The organism is Haloferax massiliensis, assembly GCF_001368915.1.
GTDB lineage: Archaea > Halobacteriota > Halobacteria > Halobacteriales > Haloferacaceae > Haloferax > Haloferax massiliensis.
In genome coordinates this window covers 238,061-263,185 of record NZ_CSTE01000006.1, presented here as the reverse complement: position 1 = coordinate 263,185, position 25,125 = coordinate 238,061, and the positions used below count along the sequence as shown (strand labels likewise).

Below are 25,125 nucleotides of genomic sequence, written 5' to 3'. Positions count from 1 at the left end.
AGGTACGTCAGGCATGGATAAATGTCTTCCCCCGCGTCACGAACCGCTCGATTCGACGCGAATCGCGCTCCCGAAGTACTTGTGAAGCACCTCGCGGACCGAGTCGGCGTTGAACGCGTCGAGGTCCGCGGCGACGGCTTCGCGGAAGGCGTCCAGCGACGCCTCGTCGGCCCGGAGCTCCGCGAACGAACACGAGACGACGGGCACGTCGAGCCACGACGCCGCGAGGTCGCGGGCGTGGCGCTCGTCGTTCACCTCGCCCCGCCACAGCGCGTCGCGGAACAGCAGCCAGCCCTCCTCGCCCGGCGGCGGCGGCCTGACGCGGACCGTCGTCTCGAACTCCCGCGGGTCGGTCTCGACGCCGGCGGCCGAGTCGAGGCGGAAGCGGACCCGGAAGACGTAGGTGAGCGCCGCGGTCTCCCCGCCGCTCACAGCTCGTCGTCGAACAGGTCGGCGAGTCGGAGGTCCTTGTCCGTGATGCCGCCCTCCTCGTGGCTCGTGAGGCGGACTTCGACCTCCTGGTACCGAATCGTTATCTCGGGGTGGTGGAACTCCTCTTCGGCGACTTCGCCCACGCTGGCGGCGAACGCAACGCCGTCGAGGTAGTCGTCGAACTCGTAGACGCGGACGATTTCGTCGCCGTCGCGTTCCCAATCCGACCCGAGTTGTGCGTCGACTTCGTCGTCCGAGAGCAGGTCTGCCATGCCGAACCCGTCGAGTGGCAACCCGATAAGGATTCTGCCGGATTGTCAAGTTGTGTCCGCGCGGACGACGAACCGCGGCCCCGTCAGGAGTCGTCGCCCGCCGCGCTCGCGGCCGCGGACGACGCGCCCTGTGACCGACACCTCGTCGCACACCCGGCGTCTCGGGGTCGCGCCGACGAGGCGGCGACGCGCTCGCGCCCGGAGGCGATTCACGAGATACCGGCCGACGGCCGAAAACGCGCTGGCCGCGGCTCGTCGGCGGTCGGCGTCGAGACGGGAGCGGCGCGCGAGGCTCGTCGCTGACAGTCGGCGTACCATCGACGCGGAATAGTCCCGCGTTCGGATAAGAACGTTCGCCCGCCGTCCGCTTCGGCCGCCCGTCAGTCGTCGGAGAGCTGTTCGAGGACGCGCCGGGGAACCTCGCCTTCGAGCGCCTCGCGGTCGAGGTCCTCCGGCGGCTCGCCCGAGAACTCGATGGACGGCCCGGACGGCTCGGACGGCCCGGCCGAGTCCGACGCCCCGAGGTCGCCGAAGCCGGGGTCGAACAGCTGCATGGCGGTCTGGATGGTCGTCCAGTCGTCGTCGCCGGCGGCGTCGCGGAGGCTCTTGGTCGGCGCGGCGAGGATTTGGCCGACGAGCGCGTCCGCGAGCGACTCGACCGTCTCGCGCTGCTCGTCGGTGAGCTCGCCCTGCGATTCGAGTTTCGACAGCGCCGTCGACACCTCGCGGCGCTTGACGTGCTCCGCGGCCTCGTACATCGAGCTGATGGCCTCGTCGGCGCGCTTGCGCTTGTAGGCGGCGAGCAGGCGGTCGAACTCCTCGTCTATCATCGCCTCGACCTCGCGGGCGGCGCGTTCGCGGCGCTCCGCGGTCCGGTCGGTCACCGTCTCCAAATCGTCGATGTCGCGGACGCGGACGCCGTCGATATCGCCGGCGGCGGGGTCGACGTCCCGCGGCTGGGCGATGTCGATGAGCATCGTCTCGCCGGCGTCGTCCAACTGCTCCGGCGTGACGACGTAGTCGGGGCTGCTCGTGGCCGTGATGACGAGGTCGGCGTCGCGGAGGCGACCGCGGAGGTCGCCCAGTCCGGCGGCGGTCGAGACGCCCGGAACCTCGCGGGCGAGGTGGCGGGCGTTGGCGACCGTCCGGTTCGCCACGACGAGGTCGCCCACGTCGACCGACGCGAGCGCCTTGGTCGCGAGCGTGCCCATCTCGCCGGCTCCCACGACGAGGGCGTCCACCTCGCCGACGGGGGCGTCGAGTTCGGCCCGCGCGAGCCTGACGGCGGCGCTCCCGAGGGAGACCGCACCCTCGTTGATTGCCGTCTCGTCGCGGGCGCGCTCGCCGACGTGGACGGCCTTCATGAGCGCGTCTTCGAGCATCGGACCGATGGCGTCCCGCTCGCGGGCGGCCTCGATGCCGGCTTTGACCTGTCCGAGAATCTGGTCTTCGCCGAGGACGAGTGATTCGAGCCCCGACGCCACCCGCATGAGGTGGCGCAGGGTCTCTTCGTGGTCCATGTAGCGAACGCTCCCGTCTCGGACGTCGGGAGCGAAGTCGTCGAGCGCGCGGCGGCCGTCGGCCGCGTCGTCGGTGACGACGTACGCCTCGGCGCGGTTACACGTCTGCAGGGAAAACGCCTCGGTGACGCCGTCGCAGGCGAGGAGCCGTTCGACGACCGTCCGAACGTCGTCGCTCGACGCGGCCTCTATCTCGCGAACGCTGGCCCGGTCGTGGGCGACGCTCACACCGGAGATGACGCCCGAATCTCTCATGAATCACCTCGCTGTGTGTCTCGTATCACGCGCGCTGCCTCTCGTCGGGGGTTTGCATCGCCGGTACGTAAAGCCTTCCAAACTGACGGGTTTCGCACGACCGCGCGAATCGCATCACGGCGCTCTGTTGGCGACCGGTCGGACGCCTTGAGCTCCGCGCGAAGCTCCGCGGTCAGCGCGGCCATCTCGCCCGCCCCCGCCAACTCGGATTCGATGCGCTCCCGGAGGTGCTTCGAGAGGGCCGGACTCGCCCCGCCGGTCGTGATTGCGACCGACACGTCGCCGTCCTCGACGGTGGCCGGGCCGCCGCGACGACCGCGTCGTTCACCGCGTCGTCGTCGGTCGCGGCGACGACGAGCGCCGGCCCGAACCGCTCGACCCAACTGGGAACCTCCTCGGGTTTGGGGGCCGCTCGAACGAGTTCCGCGTCGCCGAAGTCGCGGTCTCCGAACTCGGGACTGACGACGACGGTCCGCGCCTCGCGGGCGAACCGGCGGGCCTTCCGCGCGCCGACGGGCCCCCCGCCGAAGACGACGACGGTCTCGTCGGAGAGGTCGTGAACCAGCGGAATCATCTCACGCAGTGTTCGCCTCGGCTCGTTCGTCCAGTCTGATTCCCGTCTTCTTGAGGATGCGCGTCGAAAACAGGGTGTCCCAGTCGTCGTCGCCCACGTCCCAGTAGTCGCTCATGACCTCGCGAACCTGTTCGATGCGGGCCTCGCTCTCCTCCTCGGAGCGACCGTGTGTCATCGCGAAGAAGTTGTACGGCCAGACGCCCGCGTGTCGCGGCCGGCGGTAGCAGTGGGTGACGAAGTCCAGCGCGGCGATTTCGGGGCCGACCTCCGCCACGAGGTCGTCGGGGACGTTCCAGACGGTCATCCCGTTTTCCGAGTAGCCGAGCGCGTAGTGGTTCGGGATGACGCCGACGCGGCGGACCTTCCCCTCCAGATTGAACCGCTTGATGGTCTCGACGACCCACGACGGCTCCTGTCCGATTGCCGCCGCCACGTCGGCGTAGGGCGTCTCGGTAATCGGCAGGCCGCCCTGAATCTCCATGACGAGGTCGCGCTCGTCGGGCGTCAGGGTGCGCGCGTCCGTCGGCTCCACGTCGGGGCCGAGATGCGAGAGGTCGAGGTCGCCGTCGGAGACGGGACCGTCGAGGAGGAACTTCGCGCCGACGTGGAACTCGCGGCGCTTGGGCATGTTGTACGTCGCTTGGCCAGTCTCGTTTTCGATGTCGCCGAGCACCTCGTCCACCCGCGACTCGTCGGCGACCGAGACGACGAACCACATGTTCAGGTGGGGGTGCTCGCGCTCGTAGTTGTGTGCGACCTCGCGGTGGGCGTTCACCTGCTCGGCCACCTCGTCGAACCGCTCGGGCGGCGCGTGCATGGCGACGAGCGTCGCCGTGCCGCCGATTTCCTCGGCGTTGACGAGCGCGCCGAACCGCGAGAGAACGCCCTCCTCGTCGAGCGTCCGAACCCGCTCGCAGAGGTCGGTCGCCGACACGTCCACCCCGCGCTCGCGGAGCGCGGCCGCCGCGGGCTCGAAGGGCCGCTCGACGACGGGGAAGCCGCCCTGGAAGGCGTTGACGATGGCGCGGTCGAGACGAGAGAGGTCCGCGTCCGCCTGTATCATGGGCGTCACTCGGGATGCGAGGCGGATAAACGCCTCGCTTGTTCTCACCGTGACGAACCGGAGCGAACGCCCGGCGAACAGCCGGTGAACAGTCGACGCGAGCGAGTCGAGCACCCGCGCCCGTGAAGTAAAAAAGACGTTCCAGCGACGACGGGCCGCGCCCCGTCTCAGGGGACCGGCGTGACGCGGTCGACGTCGTCGAGCGCTTCGAGTCCCTCGACGATGGCGTCTTGGTCGGCGATGGCCTCGTAGTAGAACACGAGGTCGAACGTGCCGTCGCGGACGAGCTGTTGGCACTCCCAGACGAACTCGTCGTCCTCGACGGAGAGCCCCTGGAACTGGTTCGACGAGAAGTCGGTGTCGTCGTTGCCGGCGTAAATCCACGCGTCGCCCTTCCCCGCGTGCTCGGCGATTACCTCGTTGATTTCGACGGTCAGCTCCTGCATCTCCAGGTCCTCGCGGCTGGTCAGGTCGGTGTGGACGATGGCCCCGACGAGTTCGATATCGCCGGGTTCGAGCAGCGCGAGGGTCCGCTGGTAGAGGTCCTCGTCGATGGTCTTGCTCATGTCCGAGTCTTCTCGGGGAGGTACAAACGGGTGGCGATTCGTCGTCCACCGTCGGAACCCGCCATTTTGGGGTGGTTCCCCGCACCACGACGCACCGTGTGACGCTATACCCCACAAGACACATTGCCTCGGGAGACGACCGAGGGTATATGTTCGGGTGGGTCCGACGCGGCTTTCGACGCGCCTACGAGCGGGTGCTCGACCGGGAGATAGACGACGGACCGACCCACGTCGCCATCATTCAGGACGGCAACCGCCGGTACGCCCGGAAGAACGGCGACGACGCCCCCGACGGCCACAAGGCGGGCGCGCAGACGACGGAGAACGTGCTGACGTGGTGCGAGGAACTCGGCATCGAGGAGCTGACGCTGTACACCTTCTCGACCGAGAACTTCGACCGCCCGGACCACGAGCGCGAACCCCTCTTCGACCTCATCGAGGACAAGCTCTACGAGTTCGCCGACGCCGACCGCGTCCACGAGAGCGAGGTCGCCGTCCGCGCCATCGGCGAGGTCGACATGCTCCCCGACCGCGTCCGCGACGCCGTCGACTACGCGGAGTCCCGGACCGCCGACTACGACGGGTTCACCCTCAACATCGCCCTCGCGTACGGCGGCCGGGCCGAACTCCTCGGGGCCGCCCGCGACGTCTGCCGGGCGGTCGAGCGCGGCGACCTCTCGCCCGACGAGGTGGACGTGTCGGCGGTCGACCGCCGCCTGTCCAGAAAGCCCGTCCGCGACGTGGACCTCATCATCCGCCCCGGCGGCGACGAGCGCACCTCGAACTTCCTGCCGTGGCACGCCAACGGCAACGAGGCCGCCGTCTACTTCTGTGCGCCCTACTGGCCGGAGTTCTCGAAGGTCGACTTCCTGCGCGGCATCCGCACCTACGAGTCCAGAGAGCAGTCGTGGCAGCGCACCCGGACCGAGCGCGCCGTCACGCTCGTCCGGGCCGTCGCCGAAGTCGAGTTAGAGGACGCCCGTACCGTCGCGGGTCGGCTCCGCGAGCAACTCCCCTCGTCGGGGGCCGACGAGGTGTCCGCGGAGTTGGCGAAGCGGACCGACGAGACGGCCGACTGAGTCGGTCGATTTGGGCTGTTTTTGCGGTTATCCGTCTCCCTGCGCAGCCCCGGCGTCGACGACGCGACCGCAGAACAGAATCGCGTCCGTCGGCCGGTCGCGGACGCAGAACAGGAACGGCCGGTCGAACCGGAGTTCGCCCCAGCTCGGCGGTAGCGAACTTTCGACGACGACGCCCGTCGCCGCCGCGGCCTCCGTTCCCTCCTCGTCCACGGAGACGAACGATTTGTGGAACACCTCGTCGATTGCGAGGCCTGACCCGTCACCCTCGACCATTCCGCCGAAGTCGGCGTCCGAGCCGAACGCGGCGGGCATCCCGAGGTTCGACAGCGCCTCGGAGAGTCGGACCTCCGTCTCGAACTCGAACCGCGGGAGCACGACGTCGCCGATTCGCTCCCGCATCGCCTCGAAGACGCCGAACAGCCGACTCGCGGTCAGACTTCGCTCGAACGACTCGAACTCGCCTTCGTCCGGGAGCAGAAGCACCATCGACACGTCTCGCCCGACGTACGGGAGTTCGACTGCCTGCGCGCTCGGGAGGTCGGCGTAGTTCGCCTTGAGTTCCTGCCGCATGAGCGGCACCGTCGACTCGGACCCGTCCAGCGCGGTGAACGTCCCGTCCTCGGTGTCCTCGGGGTCGAACGTGTGGGCCCACTGCGCCATGAAGTAGATGGCGTTGGTGAGCACGAGCGCCGTGTCGGGCGTGACAGCGCCCGCCGGAAGCAGGTCCTCGATTCGGCCCTCCGTCCGGTCGGCGACCCACCCGTTGATTCGCGCTCGCTCGCCGTCCGGGTCGCCGGCGAAGTCGGCCCGCCGGAGCCCGGCCCCGTAGTTCGATTCGAGGCGGTCGAGGAACCCCTCCGAGAACGCGAACCCCTCGCGGCCCCACAGCGCGTTCGCCACGGCCAGTCGGAAGGCGTCGGCTTCGCCGCCATCGACCGGGTCCCGAGCCGTCTCCCGCTCTTCGAGCGCCGCCTGAAGGTCCGCAAAGGCGGGGTGAACGTCCTCCCCGAGCGTGTAGCGCAGCGTCGCTTCCATCTGTTCGCGGGTCGTCCCGCGAGCGCCCGCGTAGGTCATCGCCAGCGCGACGGAGATGCTGTACGGCGAGAGGAACTGGTTGCCGCCCTGTTCGGACGCGACCTGTCGGTGCAGGTCGAGAGCGAACTCGGCGTTGCCGGCCGCGAGCGCGGCGAGTCGCTCGTTGTCCACGCTCGGTTCGCCGGTCGGCGGTTCGTCGTTCGGGGTCTCTGTCGGCGTGTCCGTGGTCGCGGTCGCGGTGGCCGTCGCCTCGGTTTCGGTCTCGGTCCCCGCGGACGACTGACCGTCGCCCGTACAGCCGGCCATCGTCGCGGCGGCGAGGGCCCCCGACAACGCCAGCATCTCGCGGCGGTTCATGTCGAACGGTTCAGTGGCCTAACAATATGTCTTCTGTATGCACAAACGGCGGTTTGAGCGACGGCGGCGGGTCACTCAGTCGGTCGAACGCTCCGCCGGTACGTCCGCCAGCAGAACCATCCCAGAAACGCGGCGCTCTGCCCGAGCACGACGGCGACGAACTCGGCTTCGTAACGCGGCCCTAACAGCAGTACCACCCCGGCGTAGGCGACGGTCGGAACCCACGAGCGCCACCCCTCGTGGCGCGATTCGAGGAACAGCCACGGCGGGACGACAGCGACGCCGATGAGCGCCCACGCCCAGTCCGGCGCGGCGGGCCGATTGAGCCAGAGAATGAGCAACAGCGAGAGCGCGAGGAGGACGTGGCCGTCTTCGAGCCACTCGCTGGGCGGCGGTGGCGGCGGGAGGAGGTCTGTCCTGTCGGTCGGGGTGGAGGGCATTGGATTCGTGTTGCTACTCAATCAACATATCTGTGTGGTCGAGGAGAGCGCGTCGGCACCGCCGCCACGTGATTCGCCCTACCGGCCGAACTTCTGTCGCACTCTTCGAGCGCGACAGCGGTTGGCCGATTCGCTGACGCTCATCGGCCAAACCACCGTGTCGGCAACCTCGCCACGGGATTTGGCCTACCGGCCAAACCTCCGCTGACGGTCCTGATAGTCCCGCAGCGCCCGCAGGTAGTCCCGCTTCCTGAAGTCCCGCCAGTTCACGTCGGTGAAGTAGAGTTCGGCGTAGACGGACTGCCAAATCATGAAGTCCGACAGGCGCTCCGCGCCCGTCTTGACCACGAAGTCGGGTTCGTCGGGGAACACGAGTCGCTGTTCGATGTCCGCGGCGTCGATGTCGTCGGGGTCGAGCGCGCCCTCCTCGACCTCCTCGGCCAGCGACCGGACGACCGAGGCGAACTCGCGTTTCCCGCCGAGGCCGATACTGACCTGTACGGGGGCGTCGGCGCGCTCGGTGTCGCCCGGCTCTCGGAGCTCAACCCGGTGCGGAACGTCGAGGTCGCGGAGCTCCCGGGCGAGCGTCGGGACGACCGCCTCGTCGAGGACGCTCACGGAGATGGTGACGCGGTCGCTTCCGAACTCGAACGCCCAGCCGACGAACGCTTCGAGCGTGTCGTACGCGCCCTGTTCCAGCAGGTCGCGCTCGGTGATGACGAGCGCGACGTGCTCGGGGGCGTCGGCGTCGTCGAGGCGGAACCGGAGGGCGAGATAGGAGTCGTACAGTCCCACGGGAGTCGTTCTCGCGGCGATTCTCCTAACGCTTCGGGTTCGGCGTCGCCTCCGCGGTCGCCGCCGCGGCACGGGTCCGTCGACGCCGGCCCGCGGACCCGGTGTGGTGCGGTCGTCGGTGATGTCGGGAGGGTTAAGTGCGCGTCGGGGATACCGCATGGTGTGACTTCCACGGTACGGCGAGCGGGCGGATTCGCGGTCGTCGGGACGTTGGCCCTCGCGGCCCCCAGTCTCGGCGCGGCCGCCTTCGCGCCCTTCGCCGCAGTCGCGCTCTTGGCGGCCTTCGTCGTCGACGACGGCCCCCTCTTCGAGCTGTTCGCGCGCCCCGGCGACCGGCAGGACGGCCGGCTCAACGGGCTCGCCGGGTTCGCGCTGGCCGCGACCGGCCTCGCCCTCTTGGCGACGGTCCCGCGCGTCACGATGCCGCTTTCGGTGTTCGCCGCCGCGGTGTTGATACTCGCCTACGGCAACCTCGGCGCGCGACTGGTGGGTTCGAGAACGTCCGACGAGTCGCTTCGCGCGGCGGGCTTCGTCGCGGCCGCGGTCCTCGCCGGCACGGCGGGACAGGTCGTTATCGCGTCGCTGACGGGCGACGCCGCGCTCCTCGCCCGGTTCGTCCTGCTCGCGGCCGTCGGCGGCCTCGTCGGCGCGGTGCTCCGGACGGCCCTCTACGAGCGCGACGACCCGCTCGTCATGCTCTCTATCGGCCTCGTCCTCTGGGGCGTCGAGGTGCTCGCGGGGCCGGTGTCGCCGACGCAGACCGGCGTCGCGCTCGCCCTCACGGTCGCGCTCGGCTACGCGGCCTACGCCCTCGGGACGGCCTCCGTCGCCGGCATGATAACCGGCGTGCTCCTCCTCCTCTTCGCGGTCGTCTTCGGCGGCTTCGGCTGGGCGCTCGTGCTCGTCTCCTTCTTCGGCGTCGGCGCGCTCGCCACCAAGTTCCGGTACGACAGCAAGGCCGAACGCGGCGTCGCCGAGGACAACGACGGCGCTCGCGGGACCGGCAACGTCCTCGGCAACTCGGGGGTGTCGCTCGTCGCCGTCGTCGGCTACGCCGCGGCGCAGACCCTCGGCTACCCCCTCGCCAGCGACCTGCTCGTTCTCGCGTTCGCCGGGTCGGCCGCCGCCGCGATGAGCGACACGCTCTCCAGCGAAATCGGCGGGCTGTTCGACCAACCGCGGCTCATCACCTCGCTCAAGCCCGTCCCGGCGGGGACCGACGGCGCGGTCACGTGGCAGGGCGAAGTCGCCGGCGCGCTCGGCGCGGCCCTCGTCGCCGGCGTGAGCGTGCTGGTGCTTCCCCTGCCGGCGCAGACGGCCGCCATCGCGGTCCTCGCCGGCGGACTCGTCGGGATGACGGTCGACAGCCTCCTCGGCGCGACGGTCGAGGGAGCCGGCCTCGGCAATCAGGCGGTCAACTTCCTCGCCACGCTCGCCGGCGCGCTGGGCGCGGTCGTCGTCTGGATTCCGCTGTGACGGGGGGCGACGCGGCCGCGACGGGTGTTCGCCCCGCCCGCGCCGCCGACGTGCCGGCCGTCGAATCGCTCCAGCGACTCGTCTCCCACCCGTCTCCCGACCTCTTGGACGCGTGGCCAGCCGTCGGCACGCTCCTCGTCACCGTCGACGCCGCCGACCGGCCGGTCGGCTACCTCCTCGGTGTCGGCGCGCACCTGACCGAGCTCGCCGTCTCGCCCGACCACCGGCGCGAAGGGCGCGCCACCGCGCTCGTGGACGCCTTCCGCGACGCGCGCCGTTCTGACGCCGACGCGGCCGACACGACTGACTCGGCTGACGCGCCGCTCACGTTGCTGGTCCATCCGGAGAACGACGGCGCGCGCGCCTGCTACGAAGCGCTCGGGTTCCGCTTGGACGCCCGCGTCCCCGACGCGTTCGACGGCGACGACGGACTTCGACTCGTTCTCGACTGACCGGGGCCGGTCGCCTCGGTCGGCGTCGCGGCGTGTTCGTTCTCAGTCGAGAAGCTGGTCCGCGGTTCTGACGCGGACGCTGACGGGCTTTTTGACGTACTCGCCGGCCGAGCGCGCCACGACGTGTTCGACGCCGCGCTGGGCCGCGATGTCGACGAGCTTCTGGCTCGCCTCGCCGTCGACGACGACGATTGCCGGGGCGGGGTCGGCGTACTCGACGGCGTCGTAGACTTTCTCGACCGCGACCTCGTCGGCGACGTCGAGGTCGGCGTCCAACAGGCGGGCCATGCCGCTCTCGTCGGCGATGACCTCCCGAACGTGGTCGGCGAGCGAGGGCCGTTCGTCCGCCGGTTCGACCGCCTCGGCGACGGCCTCGACCTCGGACTCGGTGAACACCTCCGCGTCGGGAGCGGCGTCGGCGTCGGTATCTGCGCGCGCGCTCGCGGCGTCCGCGGGCTTTTCGACCGCGACGGTGCCCCCGGTGGCTTCGGCGGGGGGCTCGGTGACCGCCTCGGCCGACCCGTTGGCCGGGCCGTCTGCGGATGGAGTCGTCGGCGACTCCGTGCGAGGGTCCGCCGGGGCCTCCCCCGTCCCGTTGACGGCGGCGACGGCGGCCCGGAAGTCCCCGTCGCCGTCGTCGGGGAGCGACGAGAGCGCGACCTTGTTCCGGAGGGCGCGGACGACCGACGCGCGGTCGAGGTCCTCGACCGACTGGCCGTCGGGCGCGAACGCGACGTAGTCCACGTCGCCGACCTGCGAGAGTTCGCGCAGGATGAGTTCGCCGCCGCGGTCGCCGTCGAGGAACGCCGTGACGGTCCGCTCTTGGGTGAGGCCGGCGACCGAGTCGGGGACGTTCGTCCCCTCGACGGCGACGGCGTTTTTGATGCCGTAGCGGAGGAGGGTGAGCACGTCGGCGCGCCCCTCGACGACGATGATGGCGTCGGAGTCGGCGACGCGGGGGCCGGCCGGGAGGCCGTGATACTCGGTGATGTCCTCGACGCGGACGCTCTCTTTGACCTCTTCGAGGATTTCTGTCGAGGACATCACGGTGTCGTCGAACGACTCCGTGAGGAGTTCCTTGGCGCGCTCGACGACCATCCGGCGCTTGGCCTCGCGCACGTCCTCGATGTTCGTGACCTCGATGACGGCCTGACAGGGACCGACGCGGGTCAGCGTCTCCAGCGAGGCCGCGAGGATGGCCGTCTCGACTTTGTCGAGGCTGCTGGCGATGGTCATCTGGCCGAACGAGTGGCCGTTCTCGGAGTCTATCTGTACGTCTATCCGACCGACCTTGGAGGACTGTTGGAGGTCGCGGAGGTCGAGTTCGTCGCCGAGGAGGCCCTCGGTCTGGCCGAAGACGGCCCCGACGACGTCGCTCCGTTCGACGACCCCGTCGGCGGAGATGGAAGCGTGAATGAGATATTTTGCAGTGTCGTCCATTGGTGAAGTCACCCCGCTGGGGGTGGTGATGTGGTGATTGTGATGGCGTCATGGGCCGTCCCCACGAACGTCATTATATAAGTTGCGCCCGAGGGAAATATCTATCGTGGCCGACGATTCGAACGTCGGCCGGCGCTCGTTGCCGTCCTCGAATCCACGTCGTCGCCGGCGAATCGCCGCTCTTCCGCCGCCGTCGACGACCGACCGATTCGTTACGTCTCCTCGTCAGTTCGGTGCGCCGCGACGAACTCGCCCGCGTCCCGGCAGAACGCCGCCGGGTCCTCGGGGAAGTCGTGTTCGGCGACGGCCCACTCGACGAACCCCTCGCGGGCGGCCGCGAGACAGCGTTCGACGTCGAGGTCGCCCTCGCCGAGGTGGACCGGCCGCCCGCCGCGTTTCGCGTCGGCGTCGACCACCACGTCTTTGAGGTGGACCACCGGGGTCCGGTCGGCGTAGCGGTCGAGGTACGCGACGGGGTCGTAGCCGGCCGTGAGAATCCACGCGAGGTCGAGTTCGAAGCCGATACCCGACTCCTCGGCGAGCCGGTCGAGCGCGGGTTCGCCCTCGACCGTGACGAGTTCGTGGTCGTGGTTGTGGTACAGCAGTCTGACGCCCCGCTCGTCGCACTTCGCGGTCAGGTCGTCCAGCCGGCGTGCGGTCTCGTCGACCGCGTCGGCGTCGGCGAACGCCTCCGGCGGCAGGAACGGCACCACGAGCGTCTCGACACCGAGCGCGCCGTAGCGTTCACAGACCGCGTCGAGGTCGGCTTCGAGCTCCTCGATGGGGACGTGGGCGGCGGGCGCGCCGACCCCGGTCTCGTCGAGAGCCGCGCGGACCGCCGCCGCGTCGTCGACGCCCGCGAACTCCACGCCGTCGAAGCCGGCGTCCGCGGCGCGGCGAACGAGCGCCGCGGTCGGCTCGTCGAGGTCTCGAAGCGAGTAGAGCTGGATGCCGAAGTTCATGTGCGTCCGCTCGTCCGCGCCGCTGGAAACTGTTTCGGCGCTCGGGTCGGCGTGACCGGCAGACTGGCCGACGGGACCGCCACCCGCGACGCGGCCGTGACGTGGGTGGTCCCGGTCGTTCGACAGCCATTGTTGAAGAAAATAGTTCTTCAATACGGGGCAACGTAGGTCGATAGAGTAAGATTTACGCCTCGTTATCGATTATCGTTCCTACGAATGACGCGAGTTCGCATCGACTACCGCTGGATTGCCGTCTTCGCAATCCTCGTGACGTTCGCCGTTCCGTGGTTCCTCTGGGGCGACAGCAGGGTGTTCGCCGGCCTGCCGCTGTGGCTCTGGTGGCACATCGGCTGGATGGGGCTGACCGCGGTCGTCTTCCACCTGTTCACCCGGACGGCGTGGGACCGCGGCATCGTCGGGGAGGGGGAGAGTCGCTGATGGTGTCGGCGCTCGGCGTCCAACTCGGCGTCGTCGGCGCGTACCTCGTGGTCGCGCTCGCGGTCGGCCTCCTCGCCTACCGCCTGACCAGCCGCGACGCGGAGGACTACTACCTCGCCGGTCGCTCCATCGGGACCGTCGTCCTCCTGTTTACGACCTTCGCGACGCTCCTCTCTGCCTTCACGTTCTTCGGCGGCCCCGACCTCGCCTACCGGGCCGGCCCCGAGTGGATTCTCGTGATGGGCGTCATGGACGGCGTGCTGTTCGCCATTCTCTGGTACGTCGTCGGCTACAAGCAGTGGCTCGTCGGCCGCGCCCACGGCTACGTCACGCTCGGCGAGATGCTCGGCGACCGCTTCGGCTCGACCCGCCTGCGCGCCGTCGTCGCCGGCATCAGCCTGTTCTGGCTGTTCCCGTACGTGATGCTCCAGCAGATGGGCGCGGGGGAGGCCATCGTCGGCCTGACCAACGGGATGGTTCCGTACTGGGCCGGCGCGGCCGGTATCACCGTGTTCATGATCGCCTACGTCGTCATCGCGGGGCTCCGCGGCGTCGCGTGGACCGACACGCTTCAGGGGCTGTTCATGCTCGGCGTCGTCTGGCTCGCGGTCGGCTGGGTCGCGGCCGCGGCCGGCGGCCCCACGGCGCTCTCGAACGCCCTCGCGACCAACGAACCCGAGTTCCTCGCGCTCGGCGGCGGCGTCTACTCGCCGCAGTTCATCATCTCGTCGGCCGTCACCATCGCCTTCGGCGTGGCGATGTTCCCGCAGATAAACCAGCGCTTCTTCGTCGCCAAGTCGAGCGCCGTCCTCAAGCGCTCGTTCGCCCTGTGGCCCGTCCTCGTCGTCCTGCTTTTCGTGCCCGCGTTCATCCTCGGCACGTGGGCGGCCGGCCTCGGCGTCGCCGTCCCCGAGGGCGCGAACGTCCTCCCCGTGCTCCTCAACGAGTACACGCCCGTGTGGTTCGCCGCGCTCGTCATCGCCGGCGCGATGGCCGCGATGATGTCGTCGTCGGACTCGATGCTCCTCTCCGGGTCGTCGTACTTCACCCGCGACCTCTACCGCCCCTTCGTCAACCCCGACGCGAGCGACGCCCGCGAGGCGTGGCTCGCCCGCATCGGCGTCGCCCTGTTCGCCACGCTCACGTTCGTCGCCAGCCTGTTCCGGCCCGGCACGCTCGTCTCCGTCGGCGACACCGCCTTCGGCGGGTTCGCCCAGATGGCCCTGCCGGTCATCGTCGCGCTCTACTGGTCGCGGACGACCCGGTCGGGGATGTTCGCCGGCATCCTCGGCTCGCAGGCGTTCTACCTCGCGCACGTGTTCGTCCCCGCGATAGAGGTCGGGTCGATGACGCTGTTCGGGCCGACCTACCTCACGTGGGACTACGCCCTCTGGGGGATGGCGCTGTCGGCGCTTCTGACCGTCGGCGTCTCCGCGATGACCGCCGCCGCGCCCGAGGAGAACCAGTCTCGCTTCACCGACGGTCTCCGGGCCGACTGACGCCGCGCCGACCCGACCGCGACTCCGCGCCGACCCGTCCGTTTTCGCCGCAACGAACCTTATCTTCCTGCGCGAGTAACCTCCCCCCATGCCCGAAGAAGTGCTGTTCGAGTCCGAGAACCGACAGACCCGCGCCGAAATCGCGTCGTACCTCCGCACCGTCGCCGACAAACTCGACGCGGGCGAGCCGATTACGCTGACCGCCGGCGACCAGACGGTCACGATGGAACCCCCCGCGTCGCCGACGTTCGAGGTGAAAGCGGAACGCGAGGGGCCCGCGGGCGGTCCCTACGAACTGAGCATCGAGTTCGAACTGGAGTGGGACGAAGGCGCAGAGGACGGTGCGGACGCGAGCGGCCTCGAAATCGAGTGAGGCGGTCGAAACTCACCTCCGGCGACCGCCGAATACGGTTACTCTTTTGACACCGCCGCGAGTCGTCGGTGACTCATGGAGATTCGACCGCTTCAGGCCGACGAGGTAGAGGCACTAGTGGACGACCTGTGGCTCCCGTTCGCCGACGAGATGGGCGACGTCGACGACTACGACGCGCTGGCCGAGGACGTCGACGTGCGGGCCGAGGCGCTCGACTACCGGACCGAGCAGTTGGAAGCCGATGATGTCCGGACGTTCGTCGCCGTCGCGGGCGGGGAGTCGGCGGCGGAGTCCGGTCCCGCCCCTGACTCCGCCGAGGCGTCGCTCCGCGGCTACGTCACGGTCGCCGCGTCCGAATCGCCGCCGGTGTTCGCCCGCGGGTCGGTCGCCAAGGTGAAAGACCTCTACGTCGCGCCCCCGGCGCGGGGCGAGGGCGTCGGCACGGAACTCCTCGAACGGGCCCACGAGTGGGGCCGCGACCGGGGGTGCGAGCGGGCCGCGCTGAGCGTCCACGCCGACAACGACGCCGCCCGGTCGTGTTACGAGTCGATGGGCTACGAGACGCGCTACCTGAAGCTCGACCGCCCGCTCTGAGCGCGGGAACGGAGGCGGCTTCGACCGCGAAAATGAGGGTTGAGCCGCCGTTTCGGGGGCGAGTTCGCCCCGCGAACCCGAACTCTCAAAGTCGCTGAATCCTATTGACGCGCATGAACGAGTCGGGTCACCAAGTGCTCATGGAGCAGGACGTGCTCCGCCGCCGCCTCGACGACGGCGACCTCCCCGACTGGGCGAGAAAGCACTACGAGACCTTCCGCGAGACGATGCTCGGCGACCGCGACGGCGCGCCGTTCCCCTGTTACTTCGGCATCGAGTCCGAGCGAAACGGCGACGCCCTCTACACGTTCGTCGATTCGATGACCGACAAGGACGCGCTGTTGGCGCTCCGCGACACGCTCCTCGAATATCTCGACGTGTACCCGGACTACTCCGAAGCGTGCTCGCTCGTCACGTTCTTCAAGCCGCCGGCGGAGGACCTCACCGAGGCCGACTACCACGAACATCTCTGGCACATCCTCCAGTTCCTCCACGTCAACGACCCCGAACCGTGGCCGGCGGACATCCCGACCGACCCCGACGACCCGACGTGGGAGTTCTCCTTCGGGGGCGAGCCGATGTTCCCGACCACTCGCGCGCCGTTCTACGACGAGCGCGTCAGCCGCTACTGCCCGTGGGGCCTCGAAATCACCTTCCAGCCGCGGGCGCTGTTCGACGGCATCACCGCCGACACCGAGGCCGGCCAGCAGGCCCGCGCGGTCATTCAGGGCCGCATCGAGGAGTACGACGGCGTCTGTCCGCACGCCGACCTCGGCGACTGGGGCGTCGAGGGCGACCGCGAGTGGCCGCAGTACATGTTCTCCTCCGACGAGACGCAAGCGCCCGACGAGTGCCCGATTCGCATCACTCGCGAGCATCCGAAAGTGCCGATGGCACCGGCGGACGACTGATGGCGGGGACCGATTCGAAGGTCGAGCGATGACCGCTTCCGACCTCCCGGCCGACGCCGTGCTCGTCTGTATCGACATGCAGGTCGGCTTCGACGACCCCGCGTGGGGCGACCGCAACAACCCCGAGATGGAGGTGTGCGTCGCCGACCTGCTCGCGGCGTGGCGCGCGGCCGACCGCCCGGTCGTCCACGTCCGCCACGACTCCACCGAACCCGACTCGCCGCTCCGGAGCGACCGCGAGGGCTTCGCGTGGAAGCCGGAGGCCGAACCAGCCGACGGCGAACCCGCGTTCACGAAGCGCGTCAACAGCGGCTTCATCGGGACCGACCTCGAAGCGTGGCTCCGCGAGCGCGACTACTCGACGCTCGTCGTCTGCGGTCTCACGACCGACCACTGCGTCTCGACGACCGCCCGGATGGCCGAGAACCTCGGCTTCGACGTGTACCTCCCGGCGGACGCGACGGCGACGTTCGACCGCGAGGGCTACGACGGCGAGCGCTTCTCGGCCGACGAGCTGCACCGCACCGCGCTGGCGCACCTCAACGGCGAGTTCGCCACCGTCGTCGAGTCGGGCGACCTGTCGGCGACGCGGTGAGTCGTCGAAGTGCCCGCCGTCGGTCGGCCGTGAAGCTGTAGTCAGTTTTTCATGTCCCCGTCGAGAGCGACTTCTATGGACCGTCGATTCCTCGCCGTCGTCGGGGTGTTCGACCTGCTCATCGCGGGCGGCCTCGCGTTTCTCGGCGCGCTCGCGCACCCGCTTTCGTTCGCCCAGTTCGCGCTGTTCGTGGCCGCCGGCGTGCTGTTGGTCGTCGCCGGAATCCGCGAATCGGTCGCTCTCGGGTCGACGACCCTCGGATGGCACGTCGTTGCGGGCGCGGGTTACGTCTGCTTCGGGATGGCCATACTCGTGAACGGCCTCTCGTCCGTCCTCGACGCCCGCGGCGACGTCTTATTCGGTGGGCTGTCCGCGCTCCTACTCGCCCCCGTGATGTTGTTCATGGGCATCGATTACCTCCGCGGCGGCGTCCACTTCGACCTCTCGACGTTCGAGTGAGCGTCGGCGTCGACGACCGCGGGGCGTCGAGGCCGGCGTAACCCAATTCGGTTTCTCGAACCGGCCGCCGTTCCGGCTCCCGATTACGCAAATACATTTCCCCGTCGGCGCGGAATCCCCATCCGAATGGGCGTTTCGTTCCCGTACGGCGACGAACTCGCGGTGGACTTCGAGTGGCACGAGTTCACCGGCGCGGTGGGTGATTCGGTTACGATCCTCCCCATCGTCGTCGCCGTCGCCCGCCTGACCGACCTCTCGCTGGCCGTGGTGCTCATCTGGTTCGGCGTGTTTCAGGTCGTCTGGGGGCTGTACTACGCGGCCCCGCTGTCGGTCGAACCGATGAAGGCGCTGGCCGCGCTCGTCCTCGCCGAGACGGTCACGACCGGCGAGGCGCTCCTTGCCGGGTTCGGCCTCGGCGTCGTCCTCCTCGCTATCGGTCGCACCCGCTCGCTCGGCCGCCTGAGTCGCTACATCGGCGCGCCGGTCGTCCGCGGCGTCCAGTTCGGCGTCGCGCTCGTCCTCCTGTCGACGGGGCTCGAACTCGGCGCGGGCGACCTCCCGCTCGCCGGCCTCGCGGTCGCCGTCGCCGCCGTCGCCCTCCTCACCAGACGCTCGAACGTGAGCGCCCTCGCCGTCCTCGCGGTCGGCGGCGCGGTCGCGTTCGCCGACGTGGGCCACCTGTCGCTCACCGTTCCGTCGGTCGGCGACGCCCGACTGCTCTCGCTCGGCGACCTCTCGTTTTCGGCCGCCGAGGCCGCAATCGCCCAGTTGGCGATGACCGTCGGCAACGCCGCGCTCGCCACGTCGGTCCTGCTCGCGGACTACTTCGACCGCGACGTCTCCGCCGACGAACTCGCCACCAGCATGGGCGCGATGAACCTCCTCGCGGTCCCCCTCGGCGGCTTTCCGATGTGCCACGGCAGCGGCGGCGTCGCCGGCAAGTACGCCTTCGGCGCGCGGACCGCCGGCGCGAACGTGATTCTCGGCGCCGGCTACGTCCTCGTCGCCCTGTTCGCCGTGGACGTGGTCGCCGCCTACCCGGTCGCCATGCTCGGCGTCGTCTTGGCGATTATCGGCCTGCAACTGGCGCGGACGAGTCTGACCAGCCTGACCCGCGCGGACGGCTACCCCCTCGTGGTCGCTATCGGCCTCGTCGGCGTCACGGTGAATCTGGGCGTCGCGTTTGTCGGCGGCGTGGTGGCGTGGCTGGCGTGGGAGCGGTGGGGTGCTTCGGGTTGGCTGAAGAGATGGTGAAGCAGATGGTGCTTCCGGGAACACTAACCGGGTGAGAACATCGTGTTCGACTGTTGCGTGCTGAGATAGGGTTGCGGCGGTCAGTAATAGCCTATATCCCGGATTTTCTTTGAGAGTACATATCTCGAATAGAAAGTCACCATTTCGATAGCAAAATATTTTTTAAGGTTAAACTCGTTCATCAAAACGAGTCTTCGAGAGAAGACAAATTCTTAGGGTCTCCCACAGGAGACTCATTCAATATGCTTCTAGCGTAGTTTATATTGCGGCTATAGCACTAATCCCGATGGTATCTCGTCTAGAAAATGGTTGATAGCTGATTCTGCATCAAACACTGTAATTGAATACTGTGTATTCAAGCGCTCATAATCAGCGTAGATCTCTGAGTTCCCATCCACACAAACAAGTATATCTTCTCCTGAGAAGTGGTGCCGGTCATTATTCTCTTCAAAGAATTTCACCGATCCACCCTTTATCTGAGCATACATACAGGCATGGTGAAACATATCAAGCGATGTAACGCGATCTTTTGGCACATCCCCACGAGCGATGTATACTGTTGGGTCTGGTAGATTGAGATCTGTTCGGATTCCGTCTGTCACGTGGGGAACTAGTCGCTCAAGATCTTTGCCATCATATACTGAATCTGCAACGACGTAACCCGGAGTCTCGTCCTTAATGTACTCTTCAATCTCATCTTTTCTAAGTGGATAGACCTCTTGTTTTAACAATCCTGTAACCAAATCGGCCATTGATAGTACCGGATATGTTTGGTCACCTTGGGGAACGATAAGGAAATTATCTGCCAATTCACCAAGTTCTTGATAGGCACGGCAGACCTGCCCCGAGAAGTAGTCCGTCATTACGTTGTAGTGCGTTCCATCTCCTCCATGATATCGTTCCAAGTACTTCCAAATCGAGACTATGTCATAGTATTGGAATAGAATATCCTTGACAAAATCATGAGAGGTCATTCTGCGAAACTCATCTTCCTCATCGCTGTACAGTTCAATCCATTTTGGTTTCAGATATGTCTCTGTTACATAGATAGTGTCTAGAACGTCAATGGACAAAAGTTCAAATACAATATCCTTCCTTGCTTCCTCAGTCTGCCAAGTGGGGATATGGCGTGAGATATCCTTACTCTTGAGAATTGGATGAGGAAGTTTGATGTCATACTTTTCAATTTTCTCTTTTATTATTTCGAAGTATTTCTCATTGAATTTTTGATGGTCTCCGACCGCAATTGCAACTGATACTACGTTTACTCCGTGTGGGTGTTGCTTATGAAATTCATTTTTCGTGGCGTCTGCTGCAATTATCCCGTCACTTGACATTGTTAGTTCTTCGAACACATCTGGTAAATATCTCACCCCCAATGCCGGTGATGAAACTTCATCAGACCTATACTGAATGACAATCTCCTGTGACGGAGAACGGGTGAACGATACACTACTTGAAGAGATTAATAAACGTCCCCACGGAGTATAGCGTATGCAGACGCACATCGTTCCCGTCGGCTTCGACTACGACCGACTCATCGCGCCGCTCATCCGCGATCAGTTGGACGTGGACCGCGTCATCCTCCTCGAAGGGGCCGTTGGGAGCGAGGCGAACGTCGAGTACTCGCGGAACCTCTCGGGCAAACTCGAAAAGGACTTCGAGAACCTCCTCGGCGCGGAGACCGAACGCGTCATCGTCGACGACGTGTACGACTACGACGCGGCGTTCGAGCAGGCGTACGACCTCATCAACGCGGAACTCGACGCCGACGACGAACTCCGCGGCGACGACGACGAACCCGGCGAGGTGTGGGTCAACGTGAGCGCGATGCCCCGCCCGGTCTCGTTCGCCTTCGCCACCGCCGCCCACTCCATCATGGTCGAGCGACAGGCCGACCGCGAGCGCATCCACACCTACTACACGGCCCCCGAGAAGTACCTCGAAACCGAACTCGCCGAGGAGTTGCGGACCGAGCGCGCGCTCCTTTCGGACCTCCTCGAATCCGGCGAAATCGACGCCGACCGCATCCGCGAGCGCCTCGACGCCACCTCCGACCTGCTGTCGGAGTTCGACGAGCGCGGGACGACCATCGGCGCGAAGCAGATAGACGGCCGCCACATCGTCGAACTCCCGGTGGCCTCCTTCTCCAACGTCAAGCCGTTCGAGGAGGTCATCCTGTTCAAACTCGGCGAGCACGGCGAGTTCGGGTCGGTCTCCGAACTCGCGGAGGCGCTCGCCCGCGAGATGAACGAGGAGTACACCGACTCCTTCCGGTCGAAGGTCATCTACAACGTCGACCGCCTCGGCCCCGGCGGCAAGGGCTACATCGAACAGGAGGAACGCGGGAAGTCCTACCGGACGCGCCTCTCCAGAATCGGCGAGTTGTGGGTCCGCGCCCACGCCGACAGCGACGAGTTCCGGACGAGCGAGGAGTGAGGTCGGCGGCGACGATAGTAGGCATCTGACGGCTATCTGATGGCGGTTTTGTGAGGTTCGAACCGGCGATACTCCAAGCTGGCTCGGGGCGTGACGGTTATATCAGAATATTCTGGTAACTATCGAAGAACGGTTATGAGCTCCGGAGTGCTATACACTAGCACCCATGCCGCTATACATGGACGTACACCGGAACGTAGAGGGGAGTGCGAAAGACGTCGCCGAGGCCCACCGTGCAGACCTGGAGACGCAGGGCAAGTACGGGGTGAACTACAAGCACTACTGGGTCGACGAGACGGACGGCGCAGTCTTCTGCCTCTTCGAGGCACCGAACAAGGAGGCCGGGGCGAAAGTCCACGAAGAGGCCCACGGCCTCGTCGCCGACGAGATATTCGAAGTCCAGCAAGGCGAGTAAGCGCGGCCGGCGCACCCCTCGGCGCGTCCGTTTGAAGCGACTGTTTTTCGGTTCTCAGAACTCCAGCCCCGACGGGTCAGCCGACGGCACGAGCGGGCTCGTCGGCAGTTCCGCCGGCGGCTCGGGGAGGTTGTACTCGCGGGGGGCCACGTCGTTCGGGCCGTCGGGGTAGAACACCGACGCGAGCAGTTGGATGTGGTCGCGGCCCGCGTCGAGTTCGAACTGGCCGCCGCCGTACAGCGACATCCCGCGTTCGTCGGCGTACTCGATGGTGTCGAACAGCGACTCGACCGTGCCGAATCGCGAGGGTTTGACGTTCAGCCACGACGGCTCGAACGGGAGGGATTTCACGGATTCGACGCCGGTAATCGGGGCGTCCCACGAGACGCGGGTCTCGCGGCCGTCGAACAGCGGGCGCGTCTCGTCGGTGAACGCCGGGTCCTCGACGACGGCGTCGGGGAAGCCCGACAGGACGCGCTCGTAGAGGTCGGGGTCTGGGGCTTGGTCCACGTCGGTCCCCTCGTACTGCCCTTTGAGGTCGAGGATGCGGACGCAGTCGTGCGCGGCGAGCGACGCCACAAGCTCGTCGTGCCAGTCGGTTGTCGGGTCGAGTTTGAACTCGCAGTCGGGGTCGCGGTCGAGGAGCGTCTCGACGCGGTCGGCCGACGGCGGGTCGCCGAGGCGGGTGCTCGCCACGAACCGAACCGGGTCGCGCTCGCGGTCGACGGCGGACGCGAGGTCGGTGTCGGCCTGCCGGAGCGCGAGGTCGAGGCCGGCGGATTCGAGCGCCCAGCGCCGGTAGTGTGCGGCCGTCTCGCGCTCGGGTTCCTTCGTCGGGAACAGGTCGACCCCGTCGAGCGCCGCGGAGAAGTCGGCGAACGTGTCGTAGCTTCCGGCGAGGTCGAAGGCGTCCGCGGGCGCGTTCGCGAGGGCGTTGTGGTCCTCGGCGTCGTAGGTCACGTCCTCGCCGCGGCCGACCGCGCCGTCGCCGACGAGCGAGAACACCGTGGTCTTGCGGAGAAAGCCGCTCGACGTGTCGCTCTCGAAGCGGTCGCGGGAGACGGACTCGACGGTCAGCGGCAGGTCGGCCACGCGGTCGAAGAGGCGCATAGCTCGTCGGTTAGGGTCGGCGGGACAAAAGGCTACGTCTGAGTCGGCCGACGACGCGTCGGTTCCCGGTCAGTCGATGCCGCCCCGTTCGAGCTTGGCGACCCGCGTCGCGAGCGCGAGGAACGTCGCCGCGACGGTCAGGAGGACCGCGCCCGCCGCGGCGTACTCGTGGGCTGGCGAAACGTGCTGGACGACGCCGTCGACGATTGGCTCGGCCGGGATGAGCGTGTGGTGCGGCGTGCCCGCGATGGGGACGAAGTAGTCCACGAGGTCGTTGAGAGCGTACCAGCCGACCGCGACGAGGACGGCGAGACTCGGGAACTCGGCGTACCGCTGGATGAGGAAGGCCTCGACGACCATGGCGAGGTGGCTCCAGAAGAGGAAGTTGTACATCGCCCAGTGGAGGTACGAGAAGTCGCCTTTGAACGCGAGGAGGACGTACGGCGTCCACAGCCCGAGTTTGAGACAGCCGAAGAACGCGAGGGCGTTGACGTACTCGTTCGAGCGCCCGAGTTTCCAGAGCGCGAGCGACAGCGCGATGAACAGCGTGGCGACGGGGCTGTCGGGGACGAGCGGCCACATCGCGGTCGGCTCGATGCTGAACTGGTAGCCGTAGTACCAGAAGCCGAAGGCGGTCCCGACGAGGTTGATGACGACCACGAGCCAGGCGATGTTGAGACCGAAGTTCTCCAGCCACTCCGGCAGGGGTGCGAGCCACCGCGGGAGGTCGGTCCCCGCCGGGAGGCCGTCGTCGTCGAGCAGTCGGGTCGCCGCGTCCATACCCACGCCGAAGCGGGGGTGGACAAAAGTGATGCCGGTCTCGGTGACTGCGGCCGGTGTCGGCGGGCGGGGATTACGCCCGCGGCGCTGTTGAAGTCCTCAGCCGCTGATAGCTTGTTGAGTCCGTGCTGAATACAGGGCGCGAGTCGGTCACGTCCACCGACGAGCAATCTCGTAAGCGATGGTCATGGGCAGGGTGATGCCCAAGACGACAAACAGAATCTCATCGACTGTCGGACCAGTTTGCACGAGGGTACTGTAGAACACGAGAGCGCCCGTAGCGAGGACACCAACAACGGTTGCGACGTATTCCGGACTTGTCCAGCTGGCCTGCGAATCGGAGGAGGGCATGCGCTATAGTGCCGACGCTGTGGTGGTATAGTTTGGGAGTTTTTAGGTGAATACGTGGTCTCCGGTTGCTTCATACACCCTCTGAGTATTGCACGCTCCATCTGTCAAAAGCTAAGTAGTTCAACAGAATCACGACACCCCGCCGCCGACCACGAAACACGACCTGTGCGGAATGCGAACGGTTGGCGGGCGGAAGCGACCGCTTAAGTGAGCCCAGTCGCAAGCGACCGATATGCCAGAGGAGACCGACCTGGAGGAGCTTCGGCGCGGGACCGAACTCGTCAAGCGCGGGTTCGCCCAGATGCAGAAGGGCGGCGTCATCATGGACGTCGTGGACGCAGAGCAAGCGAAAATCGCTGAGGAGGCCGGCGCGGTCGCCGTCATGGCGCTCGAAGCCGTCCCGGCCGACATCCGCAAGCGCGGCGGGGTCTCCCGGATGGCCGACCCCGAGACGGTCAAAGAGATCATCGACGCCGTCTCCATCCCGGTGATGGGGAAGGCCCGCATCGGCCACTACACCGAGGCGCAGATTCTCGAATCCATCGGCGTCGACATGATAGACGAGAGCGAGGTGCTCACCCCGGCGGACAACGACTACCACATCGACAAGCGCGAGTTCACCTCGCCGTTCGTCTGCGGCGCGCGCAACCTCCCCGAGGCGCTCCGCCGCATCAACGAGGGCGCGGCGATGATTCGCACCAAGGGCGAGGCCGGCACCGGCGACGTGAACCAGGCGGTCACGCACCAGCGCACCATCAAACACCAGATTCGGTCGCTGACCGGCCTCAACTTCGACGAGCGCGAGAAGTGGGCCCGCGAGCACGAGGCGCCCGCCGAACTCGTCCACGAGACCGCCGAGATGGGTCGCCTGCCGGTCGTCAACTTCGCGGCCGGCGGCATCGCCACGCCCGCGGACGCCGCGCTCATGATGTACCACGAGTGCGACGGCATCTTCGTGGGCTCCGGCATCTTCGGCGCGGAGGACCCGGAACAGATGGGCGAGGCCATCGTCGAGGCCGTCAACAACTGGGACGACCCCGACACGCTCGCCGACATCGCCGCCGGCATCGGCAAGGGCATGAAAGGCGAGGCGAACGTCGGCATGGCCGACGAGGACAAACTGCAGGGCCGCGGCGTCTGACGCGGCGGCAATCGACGCGCTCGACCGTCTCGGTTCTCGATTCGG

28 protein-coding genes and 1 pseudogene are annotated in these 25,125 nt (G+C 67.3%); 14 read left to right on the top strand and 15 right to left on the bottom strand.

Annotation, left to right across the window (positions count from 1 at the left end):
* Positions 1-36: 36 nt before the first annotated feature.
* From lwrS to BN996_RS19055, 7 genes and pseudogenes are all read right to left on the bottom strand, one after another.
* Entirely contained in the window at positions 37-432 is a 396-nt protein-coding gene (gene lwrS / locus BN996_RS19085; protein ID WP_089781719.1) for an LWR-salt protein, read from the bottom strand.
* Positions 429-704, bottom strand: a complete 276-nt coding sequence (locus BN996_RS19080; RefSeq protein ID WP_007275669.1) for a 4a-hydroxytetrahydrobiopterin dehydratase — start codon at positions 702-704, stop codon at positions 429-431. The genes lwrS and BN996_RS19080 overlap by 4 nt, the downstream gene beginning before the upstream one ends.
* 45 nt (positions 705-749) lie before the next feature.
* Positions 750-1,022, bottom strand: a complete 273-nt coding sequence (locus BN996_RS20305) for a hypothetical protein (protein ID WP_167344171.1) — start codon at positions 1,020-1,022, stop codon at positions 750-752.
* Between the two features lie 62 nt (positions 1,023-1,084).
* Positions 1,085-2,479 carry a glutamyl-tRNA reductase gene (gene hemA, locus BN996_RS19070; RefSeq protein ID WP_089781715.1) on the bottom strand — a complete coding sequence of 465 codons (1,395 nt, stop codon included), beginning with the start codon at positions 2,477-2,479 and terminating at the stop codon, positions 1,085-1,087.
* Positions 2,476-3,053, bottom strand: a pseudogene (locus BN996_RS19065) (precorrin-2 dehydrogenase/sirohydrochlorin ferrochelatase family protein). Before BN996_RS19065 ends, hemA begins: the two are co-directional and overlap by 4 nt.
* Position 3,054: 1 nt before the next feature.
* Positions 3,055-4,116, bottom strand: a complete 1,062-nt coding sequence (gene ahbB, locus BN996_RS19060) for a siroheme decarboxylase subunit beta (RefSeq protein ID WP_089781758.1) — start codon at positions 4,114-4,116, stop codon at positions 3,055-3,057.
* 167 nt (positions 4,117-4,283) lie between these two features.
* Complete coding sequence (locus BN996_RS19055; RefSeq protein ID WP_089781713.1) at positions 4,284-4,682, bottom strand: DUF5778 family protein; 399 nt, start codon at positions 4,680-4,682, stop codon at positions 4,284-4,286.
* 149 nt (positions 4,683-4,831) lie between these two features.
* Between BN996_RS19055 and uppS the strand changes: the two genes are divergently transcribed.
* Positions 4,832-5,761 (top strand): polyprenyl diphosphate synthase, encoded by a 930-nt coding sequence (gene uppS / locus BN996_RS19050; RefSeq protein ID WP_089781711.1) that lies wholly within the window; start codon positions 4,832-4,834, stop codon positions 5,759-5,761.
* Between the two features lie 27 nt (positions 5,762-5,788).
* Here uppS and BN996_RS19045 read toward each other — a convergent pair whose 3' ends face one another.
* From BN996_RS19045 to BN996_RS19035, 3 genes are all read right to left on the bottom strand, one after another.
* Complete coding sequence (locus BN996_RS19045) at positions 5,789-7,156, bottom strand: serpin family protein (RefSeq protein ID WP_089781709.1); 1,368 nt, start codon at positions 7,154-7,156, stop codon at positions 5,789-5,791.
* A gap of 71 nt (positions 7,157-7,227) precedes the next feature.
* On the bottom strand, positions 7,228-7,596 hold the full coding sequence (locus BN996_RS19040; RefSeq protein ID WP_089781707.1) for an Rz1 protein precursor-related protein: 369 nt from the start codon (positions 7,594-7,596) through the stop codon (positions 7,228-7,230).
* 186 nt (positions 7,597-7,782) lie between these two features.
* Positions 7,783-8,391, bottom strand: a complete 609-nt coding sequence (locus BN996_RS19035; protein WP_089781705.1) for an undecaprenyl diphosphate synthase family protein — start codon at positions 8,389-8,391, stop codon at positions 7,783-7,785.
* A 162-nt stretch (positions 8,392-8,553) separates the two neighbouring features.
* Here BN996_RS19035 and BN996_RS19030 point away from each other — a divergent pair, with 162 nt between their 5' ends.
* Positions 8,554-9,867, top strand: a complete 1,314-nt coding sequence (locus BN996_RS19030) for a DUF92 domain-containing protein (protein ID WP_089781703.1) — start codon at positions 8,554-8,556, stop codon at positions 9,865-9,867.
* Positions 9,864-10,319 carry a GNAT family N-acetyltransferase gene (locus tag BN996_RS19025; protein WP_089781701.1) on the top strand — a complete coding sequence of 152 codons (456 nt, stop codon included), beginning with the start codon at positions 9,864-9,866 and terminating at the stop codon, positions 10,317-10,319. The genes BN996_RS19030 and BN996_RS19025 overlap by 4 nt, the downstream gene beginning before the upstream one ends.
* A gap of 42 nt (positions 10,320-10,361) precedes the next feature.
* Here the strand turns inward: BN996_RS19025 and dnaG are convergent, their stop codons facing one another.
* A complete protein-coding gene (gene dnaG / locus BN996_RS19020) occupies positions 10,362-11,759 on the bottom strand; it encodes a DNA primase DnaG (RefSeq protein ID WP_089781699.1) in 1,398 nt (465 codons plus the stop codon).
* A gap of 212 nt (positions 11,760-11,971) precedes the next feature.
* A complete protein-coding gene (locus tag BN996_RS19015) occupies positions 11,972-12,721 on the bottom strand; it encodes a sugar phosphate isomerase/epimerase family protein (RefSeq protein ID WP_089781697.1) in 750 nt (249 codons plus the stop codon).
* A gap of 216 nt (positions 12,722-12,937) precedes the next feature.
* On the opposite strand from BN996_RS19015, the gene BN996_RS19010 reads away from it, so the two are divergent.
* The 8 genes from BN996_RS19010 to BN996_RS18975 all read left to right on the top strand — a co-directional run bounded on the left by BN996_RS19010 (position 12,938) and on the right by BN996_RS18975 (position 18,844).
* Positions 12,938-13,159 (top strand): DUF3311 domain-containing protein, encoded by a 222-nt coding sequence (locus BN996_RS19010; RefSeq protein ID WP_089781695.1) that lies wholly within the window; start codon positions 12,938-12,940, stop codon positions 13,157-13,159.
* The gene (locus BN996_RS19005; RefSeq protein WP_089781693.1) at positions 13,159-14,658 is read left to right on the top strand and encodes a sodium:solute symporter family protein; all 1,500 of its coding nucleotides are present in this window, start codon (positions 13,159-13,161) and stop codon (positions 14,656-14,658) included. Before BN996_RS19010 ends, BN996_RS19005 begins: the two co-directional genes overlap by 1 nt.
* An 88-nt stretch (positions 14,659-14,746) precedes the next feature.
* The gene (locus tag BN996_RS19000; protein WP_089781691.1) at positions 14,747-15,031 is read left to right on the top strand and encodes an amphi-Trp domain-containing protein; all 285 of its coding nucleotides are present in this window, start codon (positions 14,747-14,749) and stop codon (positions 15,029-15,031) included.
* 75 nt (positions 15,032-15,106) lie between these two features.
* Positions 15,107-15,625 (top strand): GNAT family N-acetyltransferase, encoded by a 519-nt coding sequence (locus BN996_RS18995; RefSeq protein WP_089781689.1) that lies wholly within the window; start codon positions 15,107-15,109, stop codon positions 15,623-15,625.
* A 113-nt stretch (positions 15,626-15,738) separates the two neighbouring features.
* The gene (locus tag BN996_RS18990; RefSeq protein WP_089781686.1) at positions 15,739-16,536 is read left to right on the top strand and encodes a YqcI/YcgG family protein; all 798 of its coding nucleotides are present in this window, start codon (positions 15,739-15,741) and stop codon (positions 16,534-16,536) included.
* A gap of 28 nt (positions 16,537-16,564) precedes the next feature.
* Positions 16,565-17,131, top strand: coding sequence for a cysteine hydrolase family protein (locus BN996_RS18985; protein ID WP_089781684.1), 567 nt, complete (start codon positions 16,565-16,567; stop codon positions 17,129-17,131).
* A gap of 75 nt (positions 17,132-17,206) precedes the next feature.
* On the top strand, positions 17,207-17,590 hold the full coding sequence (locus BN996_RS18980) for a DUF7994 family protein (RefSeq protein WP_089781682.1): 384 nt from the start codon (positions 17,207-17,209) through the stop codon (positions 17,588-17,590).
* Positions 17,591-17,716: 126 nt separating this feature from the next.
* Positions 17,717-18,844: a putative sulfate/molybdate transporter gene (locus tag BN996_RS18975; RefSeq protein ID WP_089781680.1), complete on the top strand. Its 1,128-nt coding sequence runs from the start codon at positions 17,717-17,719 to the stop codon at positions 18,842-18,844.
* A gap of 269 nt (positions 18,845-19,113) precedes the next feature.
* On the opposite strand, the gene BN996_RS19870 is transcribed toward BN996_RS18975, so the two are convergent.
* On the bottom strand, positions 19,114-20,181 hold the full coding sequence (locus BN996_RS19870; protein ID WP_139043146.1) for a DUF8203 domain-containing protein: 1,068 nt from the start codon (positions 20,179-20,181) through the stop codon (positions 19,114-19,116).
* Between the two features lie 157 nt (positions 20,182-20,338).
* Here BN996_RS19870 and BN996_RS18970 point away from each other — a divergent pair, with 157 nt between their 5' ends.
* Both BN996_RS18970 and BN996_RS18965 read left to right on the top strand, forming a co-directional pair.
* Positions 20,339-21,283 (top strand): HFX_2341 family transcriptional regulator, encoded by a 945-nt coding sequence (locus BN996_RS18970; protein WP_007275692.1) that lies wholly within the window; start codon positions 20,339-20,341, stop codon positions 21,281-21,283.
* 178 nt (positions 21,284-21,461) lie between these two features.
* Entirely contained in the window at positions 21,462-21,698 is a 237-nt protein-coding gene (locus tag BN996_RS18965; RefSeq protein ID WP_007275693.1) for a DUF4242 domain-containing protein, read from the top strand.
* 54 nt (positions 21,699-21,752) lie between these two features.
* Here the strand turns inward: BN996_RS18965 and BN996_RS18960 are convergent, their stop codons facing one another.
* Together BN996_RS18960 and BN996_RS18955 are read right to left on the bottom strand one after the other, a co-directional pair.
* The gene (locus tag BN996_RS18960; protein ID WP_089781678.1) at positions 21,753-22,808 is read right to left on the bottom strand and encodes a hypothetical protein; all 1,056 of its coding nucleotides are present in this window, start codon (positions 22,806-22,808) and stop codon (positions 21,753-21,755) included.
* Positions 22,809-22,877: 69 nt separating this feature from the next.
* Positions 22,878-23,588 (bottom strand): DUF1405 domain-containing protein, encoded by a 711-nt coding sequence (locus BN996_RS18955; RefSeq protein ID WP_089781676.1) that lies wholly within the window; start codon positions 23,586-23,588, stop codon positions 22,878-22,880.
* Between the two features lie 583 nt (positions 23,589-24,171).
* Here BN996_RS18955 and pdxS point away from each other — a divergent pair.
* Positions 24,172-25,080: a pyridoxal 5'-phosphate synthase lyase subunit PdxS gene (pdxS, locus tag BN996_RS18945; RefSeq protein ID WP_089781672.1), complete on the top strand. Its 909-nt coding sequence runs from the start codon at positions 24,172-24,174 to the stop codon at positions 25,078-25,080.
* The last annotated feature ends 45 nt before the right edge of the window (positions 25,081-25,125 follow it).